The following is a 16,107-nucleotide window of genomic DNA, read 5'->3' on the forward strand; positions in this document are numbered from 1 at the left end:
GCGCGGCCTCACAGCGCGGGTTTCACGGAGAAGTCATGTCCCATATCTCTTCGAGCGCCTCGTCCGATGCCGCTCGCTTCATCAAGGAACGCGTGCGCACGGTCGAGGACTGGCCGCAGCCCGGCGTGCAGTTTCGCGATATCACGCCCGTGCTGCAGGACCGCCGCGCGTTGCGTACGCTGATCGATCTTTTCGTGCAGCGTTACATCGACGCGAACGTGAATGTGATCGCCGGCATGGATGCGCGCGGTTTCATCATCGGGCCGATTCTCGCGTACGAACTGAGCCTGGGCTTCGTGCCGATCCGCAAGAAGGGCAAGCTGCCGTATAAAACTTTGTCGCAGTCGTATGAACTGGAGTACGGCAGCGCGACCGTCGAAATTCACGAGGATGCGTGCAAGCCCGGCGATCGCGTCGTGATCGTCGATGATCTCGTCGCCACCGGCGGCACGATGATGGCCGGCAAGATACTGCTGGAGCGGCTCGGCGCGGAAGTCGTCGAGGCGGCGGCGATCATCGATCTTCCCGATCTCGGCGGTTCGAAACTGCTGCGCGACGGCGGCCTGCCGCTCTTTACCGTGTGTGAATTCGCTGGACACTGACATGCCGAACTTCCTGCTTTTCCTCGCGACATCGATCGCGATCACCATCGCGCCCGGCCCCGACAATCTGCAAGTGCTCGCGCGCGGCATCTCGCAAGGACGCCTCGCGGGCGTGGTCGCCGCACTCGGCTTCGCGTGTGGCGTGATTTTCCATACGACGCTCGCCGCGCTCGGCGTCGCCGCGTTGCTGCGCTCGTCGCCGCTCGCGTTTCAGGCGGTGAAACTTGCGGGCGCGGCGTATCTCGTGTGGATCGGCATAAAGGCGCTCCGCAGTCACGGACTCGCGACCGCGCACGAACGTCCGCGCCAGCCGCTTTCCACGGTGTTTCGCCAGAGCGTGATCGGCAATCTGCTGAATCCGAAAGTCACGCTGTTCTTCATCGTGTTCCTGCCGCAGTTCGTCGATCCGCACGGCTCGCAAAGCGTCATGCTGCAAATGTTCGAACTCGGCGCCTTGTTCATGTTGCAGACCGTCGTCGTGTTTTCGATGTTCGGCTTCGGCGCGGGCATGATCGGCGCGTGGCTGAAGCGCCGTCCGCGCGTCGGCGTGTGGCTCGATCGGCTCGCGGGCGTGACGTTCATCGCGCTCGGGCTTCGCGTCGCGTTGAAGGATTGATCCATGACGTTGCCCGCGATCATCGCCGCCCGCCGCTTCGACGCTTCCGCGCACGCGCCGTTCTTTATCGGCGATGAACGCGTCGGCTGGATCCGCAAGACGGACGTCGCGTTGCTCGCGCGCTGGCCGGACGTCTTCGATATCGGCGCGGATGCCGTGCAGCTAAGCCGCTCGCTCGACGCAGTCGATGCGCGCACGGCCGCGCTCGCGGCGGTCATCGGCTCGCTTCATGCCGACGGCAAGATCCCCGGCTGGCGCGACGAGATCTACGCGATCCGCAATCACTTCGACGCCGCGCCGCTCGCGTTCATCGAGCGCGCGGCTTCGCGCTTCTTCGGCACGATGACGTACGCGGTGCATCTGAACGGCATCGTAAAATATCGAGATAGCGCGCCGCAGTTGTGGATCGCGCGCCGCAGCGAAACGAAGGCAACCGATCCCGGCATGCTCGACAACGTCGTGGCGGGCGGCATCGGCTGGGGAATGGGTATCGAGCCGACGCTCGTGAAGGAATGCTGGGAAGAGGCCGGCATGAGCGCGGAACTGGCATCGACGGCCAGGCCGGGCGGCATCTTCCATGTGCTGCAATCCGTGCCCGAAGGCACGCAGGCCGAGCAGCTCTTCGTCTATGACGTGCTATTGCCCGAAGACTTCGTGCCGCGCAATCAGGACGGCGAAGTCGGCGAGCACCGCCTCGCGCGCATCGACGAGGTCGCGCGCTGGATAGAAGAAGGCGAGCTGACCGTCGACGCGAGCCTCGCCACGCTCGATTCCCTGCTGCGCCATCGATGGATCGACGAGGACGCGTGCGAAGGAATCGCCGCGCTCCGTGAGCCGCCGCAGCACTGAACAAATGAATAAGCAAGGAGTGACCGGTTCATGTCGACCGAACATAGTTTCATCCTGAAGTTGTCGTGCCCGGACCGTCCGGGAATCGTGCATGCCGTGTCCGGTTTCCTGTTCGATCTCGGCGCGAACATTCTCGATTCCGCGCAGTTCGGCGACAGCCGCACCGGCGAGTTCTTCATGCGGGTTCATTTTCAGGAGGTGGGCGGCGATCCGGGCCTCGACGCGCTGCGCCGCTCGTTCGCCGCGCTCGCCGATGAATTCGGCATGCAATGGGAATTGCACGACGCATCGGTGAAGCCGCGCGTGGTCATCATGGTGTCGAAGATCGGCCATTGCCTGAACGATCTGCTGTTCCGCTATCGCACCGGCCAGTTGCCGATCGAGATTCCGGCGATCGTGTCGAATCACAAGGATTTTTATCAGCTCGCCGCGAGTTACGACATTCCGTTCCATCATCTGCCGCTCATGAACGCGACGCCGGGAGGCAAGGCCGCACAGGAAGCGCGCGTGATGGAGATCATCGACCAGCACGAGACGGATCTCGTCGTGCTCGCGCGCTACATGCAGATTCTGTCGCCCGAGATGTGCGACAAGCTCGCCGGCCGCGCGATCAACATCCATCATTCGTTCCTGCCGAGCTTCAAGGGCGCGAAGCCGTACTACCAGGCGTTCGATCGCGGCGTGAAGCTGATCGGCGCGACCGCGCATTACGTGACGACGGATCTCGACGAAGGTCCGATCATCGAGCAGGAAGTGGAGCGCGTGGACCACAGCATGACGCCGGATCAACTGACGGCCATCGGCCGCGATGTGGAATGCGTGACGCTCGCGCGCGCGGTGAAGTGGCACGTGGAGCATCGCATCGTGCTGAACGGAAGCAAGACGGTCGTGTTTCGCTAAAGCGCCCGTCGCCGGATCGGTTCAAAAGAAAACCCGCTGGTTTCGCAAGCCAGCGGGTTTTGTTTTTGGCGCGGGTCAACGCTCACACGAGCCGCAAGTAGATCAGCTCGCGCTTGATGTAGGCATAGAAAATGGGCGCGGCGATCACGCCCGGCAGGCCGAATGCGGCTTCCATCGCGAGCATCGCGAGGAGCAGTTCCCACGCGCGCGCCTCGATTTGTCCGCCGATGATCCGCGCGTTCAGGAAGTATTCGAGCTTGTGGATGACGATGAGAAACCCGAGCGACGCGACCGCCGTGCCGAACGACACCGAAAGCGAGATGCCGACGATGATCGTGTTCGAAATGAGATTGCCGATCACCGGCAGCAGCCCGACGATGAACGTGATCAGCACGAGCGTCTTCGAGAGCGGCAGGCGTTCGTGGAAAATCGGCAGCGCGACCAGCAGATAGAGCGCGGTGAACATTGCGTTGATCGCGGAAATCTTGATCTGCGCGAACACGATGCGCCGGAACGCGTCCGAGAAGCGCGAGACGCGCGTGACGAGCGCCGTCGAAAGCGGCAGACGATGCGTGTGCTTCGGCACGCCCACCGCGATGATCGCGCCGATGATCATGCCAATCAGAATATGCCCGAAGCCGCGCGCCATCTCGCGTCCGCCTTGCTGAAGCTGCTCGGCGTGCCTGTGCATGAGGTCGGCGGCGCGTTCCTTCATCTGGCCGGCATCGACAGGAAGGTAACTCGCGATCCAGTCCGGCACGCGCAGCCGCGCATGCGAGGTGATCGTCATCAGCTGATCCAGCAGCTTCTGCATGCTGGGGACGTCGCGTTCGAAATGCTCGATGGTCGCGACGGTCGCGCCCGTCAGCCCGCCGATGATGATCGCCGATATCAGAACGACCGAAATCAGCCGCGCGCCCTTGCTCATCACGTGACGCTCGATGACCGGCGCGATCATGTGCACGAGCTGGAACACCAGCATGCCCGCGAGCAGCGCGCCGAGCAGCTTCAGGTGCAGCACGAGGAACATCGCGAGGAACGCCACGATATAGCTGCCGATCTCCACCGCCGGGAGCTTGGGCATGCTCATGTCGCTCGTCAGCCTGACGGGGCGCGCGGGCAAATCCCGTACGCGTCGCTCCTCGTTGGCCGCTTCGTTGCGCTTCGCCATGACTGCGTTCCCTTATCGCTGCTGGATGCTACGGTTGTACGTGCCGCGGCGCGCGGCTTTCTATATGGTGCCGCACGCCGCCGGCGTCACGCCGCCGATTTCGGACGCTGCAGCAAGGGCGCCAGATACCTGCCGGTAAAGCTCGCCTTCGACTTCGCGACCTGCTCCGGCGTCCCCTGCGCGATGATCTGCCCGCCGCCCGCGCCGCCTTCCGGACCGAGATCGATGACCCAGTCGGCGGTTTTGATCACGTCGAGATTATGCTCGATGATGACCACCGTGTTGCCCTGATCGCGCAGCCGGTGAATCACTTCGAGCAAGAGCGCGATGTCGTGGAAGTGCAGGCCGGTCGTCGGTTCGTCGAGGATATAGAGCGTCCGACCGGTATCGCGCTTGCTCAGTTCCAGCGAGAGCTTGACGCGCTGCGCCTCGCCGCCCGAAAGCGTCGTCGCCGACTGGCCGAGCCGGATATAGCCGAGACCGACATCGAGCAGCGTCTTCAGCTTGCGCGCGACCACTGGCACCGGCTTGAAGAACTCGTGCGCGGCTTCGACCGTCAAGTCGAGCACCTCGCTGATGTTCTTGCCCTTGTACTGGATGTCGAGCGTCTCGCGGTTGTAGCGCTTCCCGTGGCACACGTCGCAAGGAACGTACACGTCCGGCAGGAAGTGCATCTCGACCTTCAGCACGCCGTCGCCCTGACAGGCTTCGCAGCGTCCGCCCTTCACGTTGAACGAGAAGCGGCCCGCCTCGTAACCGCGTTCCTTCGCGGCCGGCACGCCGGCGAACAGCTCGCGGATGGGCGTGAACAGGCCCGTGTACGTGGCCGGATTCGAGCGCGGCGTGCGGCCGATCGGCGATTGATCGACGGCGATCACCTTGTCGAAGTGCTCGAGGCCTTCGATCGATTCATACGGCGCCGGCTCCGTCGACGAGCCATACAAATGCTGCGCGACCGCGTGCTGGAGCGTGTCGTTGATGAGCGTCGACTTGCCCGATCCGGAAACGCCGGTCACGCACGTCAACAGTCCGACGGGCAGATCGAGCGTCACGCGCTTCAGATTGTTGCCGTGCGCCTCGACGATGCGCAGCCGCCGATCGTCCGGCGTGTTGCGCTTTTCCGGATAACTGATCGTGCGCTTGCCCGACAAATATTGCCCGGTGATCGAGTTCGGGTCTTTCTGCACCTGAGTGGGCGTGCCCTGAGCGACGATCACGCCGCCGTGCTCGCCCGCGCCCGGCCCCATATCGACCACATAATCCGCCATGCGAATCATGTCCTCGTCGTGCTCGACGACGATCACCGAATTGCCGATATCGCGCAGATGCTTGAGCGTATCGATCAGGCGGTCGTTGTCGCGCTGATGCAGGCCGATCGATGGTTCGTCGAGCACGTACATCACGCCGGTCAGCCCCGAGCCGATCTGCGACGCGAGCCGGATGCGCTGCGCCTCGCCGCCCGAAAGCGTCTCGGCGCTGCGTTCCAGCGACAGGTAATCCAGCCCGACGTTATTCAGGAACGACAGCCGCGCGACGATTTCCTTCACGACCTTGTCGGCGATTTCGGCCTTCGCGCCTTCGAGCCGCAGCGTCTGGAAGTAGCCGAGCGTGTCTCGCAGCGGCCAGCCGCTGATCTCATATATGCCGCGCGCGTGATCGCCCGCGCCGACTTTGACGAAGCGCGCTTCACGTCGCAAGCGCGTGCCGTCGCAGGTCGGGCACGGCTGATTGTTCTGATATTTCGCGAGTTCTTCGCGCACGGCGGCGGAATCCGTCTCGCGATAACGCCGCTCCAGATTCGGGATGATGCCTTCGAACGCATGCTCGCGGACCGACGCGCGCCCGCGCTCGTTGATGTACGAGAACGGAATCGACTGCTTGCCCGAGCCGTACAGCAGTGTCTTGCGCACTTTTTCCGGCAAGTCCTCGAACGGCGCTTCGATGTCGAAGTCGTAGAACGCCGCGAGGCTTTGCAGCATCTGGAAGTAAAACTGGTTGCGCCGGTCCCAGCCCTTGACCGCGCCCGCCGCCAGCGAAAGCGACGGATGCGCGACCACGCGCTTCGGATCGAAGAACGTGATCTGGCCGAGGCCGTCGCATTCGGGGCACGCGCCCATCGGATTGTTGAACGAGAACAGGCGCGGCTCGAGTTCGGGCAGCGAATACGAGCAGATCGGGCACGCGAACTTCGAGCTGAAGAGCTTCTCGTGGTCCGTGTCCATTTCGAGCGCGATCGCGCGGCCATCGGCCAGGCGCAGCGCCGTTTCGAACGATTCCGCGAGTCGCTGCTTCATGTCCGGCCGCACTTTCAGGCGGTCGATCACGACGTCGATCGTGTGCTTGTCGTTCTTCTTGAGCTTCGGCAGCGTATCGACTTCATAGATTTTCGCGACGCCTTCGTTCGCCGTGCCGCCGCCCGAGCGGATGCGAAAGCGGATGAAACCCTGCGCCTGCATTTCCTCGAAGAGCTCCGCGTGCTCGCCCTTGCGGTCGGCGACCACGGGCGCGAGGATCATCAGCTTCGTTTCTTCGGGCCGCGCGAGCGCGGCGTCGACCATTTGCGAGACGCTTTGCGCTTCGAGCGGAATCAGATGGTCGGGACAATACGGCGTGCCGACGCGCGCGTACAGGAGACGCAGATAATCGTGAATCTCGGTGACGGTGCCGACCGTCGAACGCGGATTGTGCGACGTCGCCTTCTGCTCGATCGAAATGGCCGGCGACAGCCCTTCGATCAGATCGACATCCGGCTTTTCCATCAATTGCAGGAATTGCCGGGCATAAGCCGAGAGACTTTCGACGTAGCGGCGCTGGCCTTCGGCGTACAGCGTATCGAACGCGAGCGACGACTTGCCCGACCCGGACAACCCCGTAATCACGATCAGCTTGTGACGCGGCAAGTCGAGACTGACGTTCTTCAAATTGTGGGTGCGAGCCCCACGAATGCGAATTTCTTCCACGAGTTTGTTCCGGCGGGGAGCGGGAAAGGAGTAGGGCCAAACCTGCTACTATAACGACTTTTGCAGGGTGCGGCGCCCGCGCGCCGGGTACCGCGGACGGGCGCCTGAGAGCAGGCGCGCCTCGAGCCGTCCGTCTCATATAGTGCCGTTTCGAGCAAGAACAAGCCGGCCGCGCCTGGCGTCCAACAGGCCGGGCGAGACGCGACCCTCATCCATATCCCGTTTCTGATGTCCAATCCGTCTGCCACGTCCACACGTCTCTCCGCGCCGGAGTTGCGCGCGACCGTGTCGCTCGCTGCCATCTTCGCGCTGCGCATGCTCGGTCTGTTCATGATCATGCCGGTGTTTTCCATCTACGCGAAAACGATTCCCGGCGGCGACAACGTGCTGCTCGTCGGCATCGCGCTAGGCGCGTACGGCGTCACGCAGTCGATGCTCTATATTTTTTACGGCTGGATCTCCGACAAACTCGGGCGCAAGCCGGTAATCGCGTTCGGGCTGCTGGTCTTCGCGCTCGGCAGCTTCGTCGCGGCGATCGGGCACTCGATGGCGTGGATCATCGCCGGACGCGTGATTCAAGGGATGGGCGCGGTGTCGTCGGCGGTGATCGCGTTCATCGCGGACCTGACGCAAGAGGAAAATCGCACGAAAGCCATGGCGATGGTCGGCGGCAGTATCGGCGTATCGTTCGCGGTGGCGATCGTCGGCGCGCCGATCGTGTTCCACTGGGTCGGCATGAGCGGACTTTTCACGGTGATCGGCGTGCTGTCGATCGTCGCGGTCGGCGTGGTGCTGTGGATCGTCCCCGATCCGCCGATGCATCCGGTCCACGTCAAGGCGCCATTCGCCGAAGTGCTTCACAACGTCGAATTGCTGCGTCTGAACTTCGGCGTGCTCGTGCTGCACGCGACGCAGACCGCGCTCTTTCTTGTCGTGCCGCGCATTCTGGAGGCGGGCGGGCTGCCGGTCGCGTCGCACTGGAAAATCTACCTGCCGGTCATGGCGCTCGCTTTCGTCATGATGGTCCCGGCCATCATCGCCGCCGAGAAGCGCGGGAAGATGAAAGCGGTCATGCTGGGTGCAATCGGGCTTATCCTGATCGGACAGTTGTTATTGGGCGCCGCTCCCCATACGCTATGGTCCGTGGCCGCGATTCTTTTCGTGTACTTCCTGGGCTTCAACGTGCTCGAGGCGTCGCAGCCGTCGCTGGTGTCGAAACTCGCGCCGGGCACGCGCAAGGGCGCGGCGGCGGGCGTGTACAACACGACTCAGTCCATCGGGCTCGCGCTCGGCGGGGTCATCGGCGGCTGGCTTCTGAAGGCGGACGGGCCGAGCGCGGTGTTTTTCTCGTGTTCGGCGCTGGTGCTGGCGTGGCTCATCGTGGCGGCGTGGATGAAACCGCCGCCGCGCAAAGCCGGACGTGCGGCTTGAAAAAACTTTCAATCATTCGAATTTGAGTCAGCGCGGTACTTTTCGAGCTTTCCTCGGCGGAAAGCCCAGTTCGAAAAGCGCCGTACGGCTGACAGTAGGCAAGGATCAAACCGGAGAAATCATGGCATCTGTCAACAAGGTCATTCTCGTAGGCAATCTGGGCGCGGACCCGGAAACGCGCTACCTCCCGAGCGGCGACGCCGTGGCAAACATTCGCCTGGCAACGACCGACCGCTACAAGGACAAAGCGTCCGGGGAAATGAAGGAACTCACGGAGTGGCATCGTGTTTCCTTCTTCGGGCGGCTCGCGGAGATCGTCAACGAATACCTGAAGAAGGGTTCGTCCGTTTATATCGAGGGACGCATTCGCACGCGCAAATGGACCGATCAGTCGGGGCAAGAGCGCTATTCGACTGAAATCGTCGCGGATCAAATGCAGATGCTGGGCGGGCGCGGCGGCGCGAGTTCCGGCGACGACGGTGGCTACAGCCGCAGCGCACCGATGGATCGCTCGGGCGGCGGCGGACGCGCGCCTGCGGGCGGCGGCCGTGCGAGCGGCGGTGGCGCGGGCGGCGGTTCGAGCCGTCCGAGCGCGCCTGCGGGCGGCGGTTTCGACGACATGGACGACGATATCCCGTTCTGAAGCAGACATTTGCTTGGACTTACAAATGGGTCTCCGGTCATTGGCTGGAGACCCATTTTTTATGTCTCGTGTAATCGTCGTTGAGAATTGTCTGTTGTGCCGAATTATGCTGCTATTTAGCAATTAATCAATTTAGTTCTAATCGGACTTGTCCTATGGGCGCGGCTTTTTTCGTGCCATACGTTTCATGAGTTAAACCGGGTCAAGCGGAAGCGAATTATTTGCCTAGAGTCATCTGAAATTGATTGAGGCAAATATTCCTTGCGATGTTATTGCAGCAAATCGGTGTGTCTCGCCGCCGGTAAATGACAATGCGAACCGTCTGAGTTAATTAGGCTTTCGCTGCCGGGCTTGCCGCGAGATAATCGCCCAATATCACATATAGCCGGGGGTCATTTGAAGCTTCGCGTAGTATTGGCTGACGACCATCCCTTCGTACTGCTTGGGATGAAGGCGCTGTTTGACGCCGATGATGGACTGGACGTGGTCGGCGAAGCGACGAACGCAAGCACCTTGCTCGTTCAGCTCGCGAAGACTCCTTGTGACGTATTGGTCACCGATTTCGCCATGCCCGAACCCGGGCTGAGCGCCAACGACGGCTTGCGGCTCATTCGCAAGGTCAGGCAGGACTGGCCGGACGTCGGCATCGTGGTTCTGACGAGCGTGAGCAATGTCGCGATTCTGCGCTCCATCTTGAACGCGGGCGCGATGAGTCTCGTCAACAAGGCCGAACCCATCGAACTCGTTCCCGGCGCTGTGCGCCATACGAGCGTCGGGCGCCGGTATGTCAGCGCGTCTTTCGTCGCCGCCCTCGCCGAGGCAGGCACCGAGGCGGACTTTTCACCCGAGCCGCCGCGCCTTTCGCCAAGGGAACTCGAAGTGGTGACGCTGTTCGCAAAGGGCCGATCGATTACCGAGATCGCCAAGGAACTCGAGCGCGACGTGCGCACCATCAGTCGTCAGAAGCGCGACGCGATGAATAAGCTCGGTGTACGAAACGATCCTGGTTTGTTTGCGTTTGTAAGGGCTCAGGGACTCGGCTGAATCTCCGGGTGCGTCATTTTGATTTAGGATGCATCTTATGTCTTTTGAGGTTTCAATATCCGATGCTTGTGACTCGGGATCTAGGTCAGATTTGAGTTTGCACAACGCGTCGGGGTATGAATCGATGGTATCGGGGAACGGAAGCCAAGTCTTCTCGCACAGAAACATGACGAGATTGGCCATAGCGGACGACCATCCGCTCGTTATTCTTGCAATCGAACGGCTCGCCGCTAATTTTCCGAACGCGGAAGTGGTCAGTCGAAGCGCGGATTCGACGCAACTGGAAGAGTCGCTTGCCCGGAACGAATGCGACGTCGCCATCATCGATTTTTACATGCCGGGCGGCCGCTACGGCGACGGCGTCGAACTGATCCAGCATATCGCGGCCTGCTATCCGGGGGTCCGCATCGTGGTGCTGTCGCGCGCCGATAACGCCGCGCTCGTCAAACAGGCGCTCGAAGCCGGCGCGCATGCTTTCCTCAGCAAGGAAGACCGGCTCGACCTGTTGTACGTGGCCATCGTCTCGGCCATCGCGAACGAAACCTATCTCGGGCCCGCCATTCGCCGCACGCTCGCCGAGGCCAACGTCGAAAGCCGCGCGCGCTTCATTCGGCAACGCCTTACGGGGCGCGAGCTGGAAGTCATCGAGCGCTATGCGCGCGGCGCGAACGTCACGGAAATCGCGAAGGAATTGAACCGCAGCGTAAAGACAATCAGCGCGCAAAAATGCGCCGCGATGAGAAAGCTCGAACTTTCCACGGACGCGGATCTATATCGCTTTATCGCAGACAGCGATTTGAGTTGAAGGAGGAAATTGTAATCAGGCAGGGATACCGGCCTTCGGGAGGCGGCAGGTAAAACGAGGTTCAGACTTCCTCGGTAATAAAGATAAATCAATAAGAATATGCAAATAAAAGCAGCGCTTAGGGCCATCGTTGCGGACGACCATTCCGCAGTAGTAAAAGGAATCAAAACGTTTTTGGAAAGAGACGGCACAATCGAAGTCGTCGCTACCGCCGAAAATACACTTCAATTGGCCGAAGCGCTTCACTCGTCGCCATGCGATTATATTTTCACGGACATCGGAATGTGCGGCATGGACGGCGAGAGCAATTCCATCGCCTTTCTCAGACGTTTGTCTCGGCAGGAAAAACGCCCCAAGGTGATCGTCGTGACGATGATTTCCCACAGCCGCATGCTCGCGGGGCTGCTCCAATTAGGAATCGATGCGATCATCGACAAGCGCGATTCCCTCGAATCCCTCTTCGAAGCGGTTTCCGTCACTCGAAACGGCGGCCGCTTCCTGTCGCCATCGGCTGCGCAAGCCGTGAGCTGTCTGCCGGATAACGCTCCCGCGCGCGCCGGCGTGCTAAGCAGGCGGGAATGGGAGGTGTTCCGGCTCTACGCGAGCGGCCTTCTGATTCGAGATATCGCCAAACGCTTCGGCCGAAGCAGCAAAACCATCGCCACTCAGAAACGCAGCGGCATGCGCAAGCTAGGCCTCGAAACGGAGGCCGAACTCGTCGAATATCTGCGGCAAATCGGCCTTGTCTGAACGCGTTGAATGCCTACTTTTCAGCATAACTTAAGACGCATTTAAGACGTCTCCGATTTTCCTCGCCTACACCGAAGGTCAGACTCTTAAGGTTACCGTCGAGACGATTTTCGACGGTCCGCCGTGATGAGAGAGTCGAATTGAAATCGTTGCTGACGCGCTGCTGGTTCCTGCTTTGTGTTCTCCTGCCTCCGGTGTGCTTTGCAGTGACGGCCCATGCCGAGACGCCGGATAGCCATTGGACCATCGGCGCGCTTCGCTTGCTGCCCGTGCTCATCGGCGTGGCCGCGATTCTCGGCGTGACGCTGCGCGCCTACGTTCTTCTGCAGCGCGAAGTGAAGCGTCGCATCGTGATCGAACAGCGCCTCGCGACCCAGCTCAGCTTTCAGCAAACGATGATGGAAGTGGTGCCGTATCCGCTCGTCGCGAAAGATATGAACAATCGCTACATCGCCGTGAATCGCGCATTCGAGGAGGTGCTCGGCGTGCGGCGCGAGCAGATCATCGGCCGGACTAGCCTGGAAGCCGCCCCGTGGGGCGAGGCGAATAGCCGACGCTTGAACGATATCGCCGCGGCCACGCTCGAAACGGGCAGGCGGCACGAGGTCGAAGCGGAGTTCGTGGACAATCACGGCCGTTCCCGCTGTGGCCTCTTCTGGACCGGTGCATTCGCCGCGTCCAATGGCGAGCGCGCGGGCGTCGTGGGAACGATGATCGACATCACCGATATCCGCGACGCCGAATTGCGCGCGCGCCGCACCGAACAGCGGCTTCACGACGTCACGCGTTCCTTGCCTGCGGTCGTGTTCCAGTTGCGTCGCGCAGGCAACGGGCGATACAGCCTTCCCTACCTCAATGGCGATACCCGGCAGTTGCTCGGCCTCGATCTCGCCGCGTTCGCCGACGAACCGATCAATGTCCTGAGTCACGTCGATGCCGACGACAGCATGCGCCTGCTCGCGGAAATCGAAGCATCGTCGCGCACGCTCGAGCCGGTGCATACCGAATTCCGCGCGACCGTAAAAGGCGTGACGCGCTGGATTCGCGCCGATCTGGTCGCGCATCGGGAGGATGCGGGCGCGGTCGTCTGGAGCGGCTATTGGGCCGACGCGACCGTCGACCATGCGCGGGCCGAAGAACTGGCGCGCGCGCGGGACGCGGCAGAAGCGGCGTCGCGCGCAAAGGACGACTTCCTCGCCATGATGAGCCACGAAATTCGCACGCCGATGAATGGCGTGCTCGGGCTCGTCGAAGTGTTCGAGAATACGCCGCTGAATCCCGATCAGTCGCAGATGCTCGGCATGATTCAGGACTCGGCGAGCGCGCTGCTGCAGATTCTCGACGACCTGTTGGACTACACCAAGATCGAGGCGGGCCGCTTGACCATCGAATCGACACCGATAGACCTGCGCGAACTGGTCGACAACTCGGTCGGCCTGCTCGCCGGGCGCGCGCACGAGAAAGGCTTGCGCGTGCGCGTGGATGTGGCGCCCGAAGTCGCAGCCAGCCTTCGCGGCGACAGCGTGCGTCTGCGTCAGATTCTCTTCAATCTGATGAGCAACGCGATCAAGTTCACCATCAAGGGCGAAGTCTCGCTGCACGTGCGCGCGGTCGAAGAGACGGCTTCCGGGCAAGTGATCGAAATGCGCGTGACGGATACGGGAATCGGCATCGATCCGGAAGTGCAGGACAAGCTGTTCGAGCCGTTCGTGCAGGCGGAGACGTCGATCACGCGGCGCTTCGGCGGAACCGGCCTCGGGCTCACCATCTGCAACCGGCTCGTCGCGTTGATGGGCGGCACGCTCACGCTTCGAAGCGAAGTGGGCGTCGGCACGTCGATGACGCTGCGGCTCACGATGTCCGTCGAAACGCAGCAGTACCACATGGAGGGCTTGCGCGGCAGGCGAGGCATCGTGGCGGTCGACGACGACGCCGTCGCGAAGGCGCTGACCAACTACGGCAAGGCGCTCGGCGTGGATCTTGAGCGCATCGCGCCGAACGATCCGCGCCTGCGTCTGCTCGATACATTCGACGGCGTCGATCTCGTCTTCTTCAGCGACACGCGCAACGATGGCCTGCCGCTCGGCTCGCGGGTGATCCACGTGACGGAGAAGCCGAAGCCGACGGGCTATCGCATTCTCGACGACGACATCCGCGTGAGCGTGAACCCGCTGTCGTGGCGCGGCCTCGGCGCGGCGTGCGTGGCTGCGCTGACCGGCATGCCGCAGGTCGCGGTGAATGCGACGCTCGGCCGGGAAGCGAAACTGGAGGCGCCCAATCGCGATGACGCGCTACGCAGCGGACGGCTCGTGCTGGTCGCGGAAGATCATCCGGTGAATCAGGAACTGATCCGGCATCAGCTTTCGCTGCTCGGCTTTGCGTGCGATGTCGTGCATGACGGCGTCGAGGCGCTCGCGGCCCTGGAGACTACGCGCTACGGTTTCCTGATCACCGACTGCCACATGCCGAACATGACCGGCTATGAACTCGCGCGGCGCGTGCGGGCGAAAGAGAAGGGCACGTCGCGTCGCTTGCCGATTCTCGCCATCACCGCGAGCACCTATTCGAGCGAGCTGGCGAAGTGCCGCGAAGCCGGCATGGACGATTGCCTGATCAAACCGACGCGTCTCGCCACGCTGCGCGAGCATTTGAACCGCTGGAAAGCGCCGCAACGTCCCGAACACAGATGCGAAGCGCAACGCCACAATCCGCTCGCGCTCACGAATGCCGATGCCGACGACGCGCTCGACATCAGCGGCATGGCGCAGCTATGGGGAAGCGAAAAGACCGTCAAGGCGTTGCTCGATGCATTCGTTGTGTCTTTCAGCGACGACCTCAAGACGCTCGAGCAACTCCTGGAGCGCGGCACCACGGATCATTTGCGCGACTGGCATCATCGCGTGATGGGAGCGGTGAGCGTGCTGCAGTACCGGCCTTTGATCGAAGCGCTCGAAGCGTTCCGTCGCGATCTGCCGCAAAAGTGCCTGGAAACCCGGCGGCGCGAAGGCCGCGCATTGATCGCGCGATGCACGCAACTGCTGGAGCGCATCGAGGCGCAAGGCGCGTCGATTACGTGACGTTGGCGGGCGTGATCCCGCTTGAGTCGGATATCGCGACGAGGCCCGCTTCGGCGGGCGCGCGATCGCGGAAATACGCGAGCGCGAAATCCACGAACGAGCGCGTCTTCGCGGATACATGCCGGCGGCCCGGATAGACGATGGACACCTGTTTGTCGGCATCCTTGATCGTATAAGCCGGCAACAGGCGCACGAGCGCGCCGGCTTCGATGTCTTGCGCCACATAGCTTTCCGGCAGCACGGCGATGCCCATGCCCGATATCGCCGCCTGACGCAGCATCGGCGAACTGTTCACCGTATAGGCCGGATCGAGCGATACCTCCTCTTGCATTCCCGATGGCCCGATGAACGTCCATGTCGAACTGTGAATATCCGTCGATGGCGCGAGGAAGTCGTGCTTTGCAAGCAAAGCGGGACGCGCAGGCGCGCCGCGCCGCTTCAGATATTCCGGCGATGCGACGAGCGCCGCCGCGACTTTGAACAACGGGCGATTGATGAGCGTGCCGCTGCTGACGAGATGCGGCACGACGATGCCAGCATCGAAGCCTTCGTCGACGAGATCGACCGGACGATGCAGCAACGTGAGCTTCAGTTTCACGTTCGGATAGCGCTCGCGGAACGCGCGCAGCATGGGCGTCAGCTCCAGCAATGAAAAGGACGCCGATGCAACGAGCTTGAGTGTTCCGGACGGATCGACGGAACTGTTCGCTACTGTCGCTTCGATTGTCTCGACCTGTTCGATCACCGCGCGACAGCCATCGGCGTAGGCCTTCCCCGCTTCGGTCAACGACACGCTGCGTGTCGTGCGATTGAGCAGGCGAGTGTTCAGATGCGTCTCGAGCAGCGAGACATAGCGGGTGACGACTGCGTTGGAAAGATCGAGCGCCGCGGCCGCGCGACCAAAAGATTCGGTTTCAGCGACTTTGAGGAAGACGCGCATCGCTTGGAGTTGATTCATGGACAGACAACTTTGAGCGATGGACAGGCGCTCGTTTCCTTGAGTTGAACGAGCGGAAGAACGCCGCTCTCGCGTGCGCGATGGTAGACAGCTTTCGGGTGCAAGGTAATCGGAGAACTCTGACTCTTGCAGCGTGTGGTTATCAGGCCACTGTCGCATGTCCGCAACTAAGGGCGGAAAAAGCAGGCTTGGGCAACTTTCTAGTGCTGCGGTAAGTGCAAGACGCCTAAGCGTTTACTCATATTGAAATTCGATTTTTTGAATTGTTCGAGAAGGCTTTTGTGGGTTCCTGGGGTGGTGG

The 16,107-nt window shown here is 61.9% G+C and carries 13 protein-coding genes; 10 read left to right on the forward strand and 3 right to left on the reverse strand.

From position 1 onward, the window contains the following. The first annotated feature begins 35 nt into the window (after positions 1–35). Genes AWB72_RS02550 through purU form a run of 4 tightly spaced genes read left to right on the forward strand, consistent with a single transcriptional unit; the run spans position 36 to position 2,967 of the window. On the forward strand, positions 36–602 hold the full coding sequence (locus AWB72_RS02550) for an adenine phosphoribosyltransferase (RefSeq protein ID WP_040053032.1): 567 nt from the start codon (positions 36–38) through the stop codon (positions 600–602). A 1-nt stretch (position 603) separates the two neighbouring features. After that, positions 604–1,218: a LysE family translocator gene (locus AWB72_RS02555; RefSeq protein WP_040053031.1), complete on the forward strand. Its 615-nt coding sequence runs from the start codon at positions 604–606 to the stop codon at positions 1,216–1,218. Positions 1,219–1,221: 3 nt separating this feature from the next. Further along, positions 1,222–2,067, forward strand: coding sequence for an NUDIX hydrolase (locus AWB72_RS02560; RefSeq protein ID WP_040053030.1), 846 nt, complete (start codon positions 1,222–1,224; stop codon positions 2,065–2,067). A gap of 30 nt (positions 2,068–2,097) precedes the next feature. Then, complete coding sequence (gene purU / locus AWB72_RS02565; RefSeq protein ID WP_040053029.1) at positions 2,098–2,967, forward strand: formyltetrahydrofolate deformylase; 870 nt, start codon at positions 2,098–2,100, stop codon at positions 2,965–2,967. 82 nt (positions 2,968–3,049) lie between these two features. Here the strand turns inward: purU and AWB72_RS02570 are convergent, their stop codons facing one another. Together AWB72_RS02570 and uvrA are read right to left on the reverse strand one after the other, a co-directional pair. Continuing rightward, on the reverse strand, positions 3,050–4,138 hold the full coding sequence (locus tag AWB72_RS02570) for an AI-2E family transporter (RefSeq protein WP_040053028.1): 1,089 nt from the start codon (positions 4,136–4,138) through the stop codon (positions 3,050–3,052). A gap of 86 nt (positions 4,139–4,224) precedes the next feature. Continuing rightward, positions 4,225–7,098 carry an excinuclease ABC subunit UvrA gene (uvrA, locus tag AWB72_RS02575; protein WP_040053027.1) on the reverse strand — a complete coding sequence of 958 codons (2,874 nt, stop codon included), beginning with the start codon at positions 7,096–7,098 and terminating at the stop codon, positions 4,225–4,227. Between the two features lie 228 nt (positions 7,099–7,326). On the opposite strand from uvrA, the gene AWB72_RS02580 reads away from it, so the two are divergent. The 6 genes from AWB72_RS02580 (at position 7,327) to AWB72_RS02605 (ending at position 14,848) form a co-directional block, all read left to right on the forward strand. Continuing rightward, complete coding sequence (locus tag AWB72_RS02580) at positions 7,327–8,529, forward strand: MFS transporter (protein ID WP_040053026.1); 1,203 nt, start codon at positions 7,327–7,329, stop codon at positions 8,527–8,529. Positions 8,530–8,650: 121 nt separating this feature from the next. Next, the gene (locus AWB72_RS02585; RefSeq protein ID WP_040053025.1) at positions 8,651–9,172 is read left to right on the forward strand and encodes a single-stranded DNA-binding protein; all 522 of its coding nucleotides are present in this window, start codon (positions 8,651–8,653) and stop codon (positions 9,170–9,172) included. 351 nt (positions 9,173–9,523) lie between these two features. Continuing rightward, a complete protein-coding gene (locus AWB72_RS02590; RefSeq protein WP_280174544.1) occupies positions 9,524–10,216 on the forward strand; it encodes a response regulator in 693 nt (230 codons plus the stop codon). 166 nt (positions 10,217–10,382) lie between these two features. After that, a complete protein-coding gene (locus tag AWB72_RS02595; RefSeq protein WP_040053023.1) occupies positions 10,383–11,021 on the forward strand; it encodes a response regulator in 639 nt (212 codons plus the stop codon). 99 nt (positions 11,022–11,120) lie between these two features. Next, positions 11,121–11,771, forward strand: coding sequence for a response regulator (locus AWB72_RS02600; RefSeq protein ID WP_040053022.1), 651 nt, complete (start codon positions 11,121–11,123; stop codon positions 11,769–11,771). Positions 11,772–11,977: 206 nt separating this feature from the next. Continuing rightward, positions 11,978–14,848 carry an ATP-binding protein gene (locus AWB72_RS02605; protein WP_342065322.1) on the forward strand — a complete coding sequence of 957 codons (2,871 nt, stop codon included), beginning with the start codon at positions 11,978–11,980 and terminating at the stop codon, positions 14,846–14,848. Here the strand turns inward: AWB72_RS02605 and AWB72_RS02610 are convergent. Next, complete coding sequence (locus tag AWB72_RS02610) at positions 14,841–15,806, reverse strand: LysR family transcriptional regulator (protein ID WP_052450109.1); 966 nt, start codon at positions 15,804–15,806, stop codon at positions 14,841–14,843. The two genes, AWB72_RS02605 and AWB72_RS02610, sit on opposite strands and share 8 nt — an antisense overlap. Between the last annotated feature and the right edge of the window lie 301 nt (positions 15,807–16,107).

The organism is Caballeronia concitans (genome assembly GCF_001544615.1).
Taxonomy (GTDB): Bacteria; Pseudomonadota; Gammaproteobacteria; order Burkholderiales; family Burkholderiaceae; genus Caballeronia; species Caballeronia concitans.

Coding starts and splice junctions, on each gene's coding strand:
- AWB72_RS02550 (WP_040053032.1), top strand. CDS start 36: ATGTCCCATATCTCTTCGAGCGCCTCGTCCGATGCCGCTCGCTTCATC.
- AWB72_RS02555 (WP_040053031.1), top strand. CDS start 604: ATGCCGAACTTCCTGCTTTTCCTCGCGACATCGATCGCGATCACCATC.
- AWB72_RS02560 (WP_040053030.1), top strand. CDS start 1,222: ATGACGTTGCCCGCGATCATCGCCGCCCGCCGCTTCGACGCTTCCGCG.
- purU (WP_040053029.1), top strand. CDS start 2,098: ATGTCGACCGAACATAGTTTCATCCTGAAGTTGTCGTGCCCGGACCGT.
- AWB72_RS02570 (WP_040053028.1), bottom strand. CDS start 4,138: ATGGCGAAGCGCAACGAAGCGGCCAACGAGGAGCGACGCGTACGGGAT.
- AWB72_RS02580 (WP_040053026.1), top strand. CDS start 7,327: ATGTCCAATCCGTCTGCCACGTCCACACGTCTCTCCGCGCCGGAGTTG.
- AWB72_RS02585 (WP_040053025.1), top strand. CDS start 8,651: ATGGCATCTGTCAACAAGGTCATTCTCGTAGGCAATCTGGGCGCGGAC.
- AWB72_RS02595 (WP_040053023.1), top strand. CDS start 10,383: ATGACGAGATTGGCCATAGCGGACGACCATCCGCTCGTTATTCTTGCA.
- AWB72_RS02600 (WP_040053022.1), top strand. CDS start 11,121: ATGCAAATAAAAGCAGCGCTTAGGGCCATCGTTGCGGACGACCATTCC.
- AWB72_RS02610 (WP_052450109.1), bottom strand. CDS start 15,806: ATGAATCAACTCCAAGCGATGCGCGTCTTCCTCAAAGTCGCTGAAACC.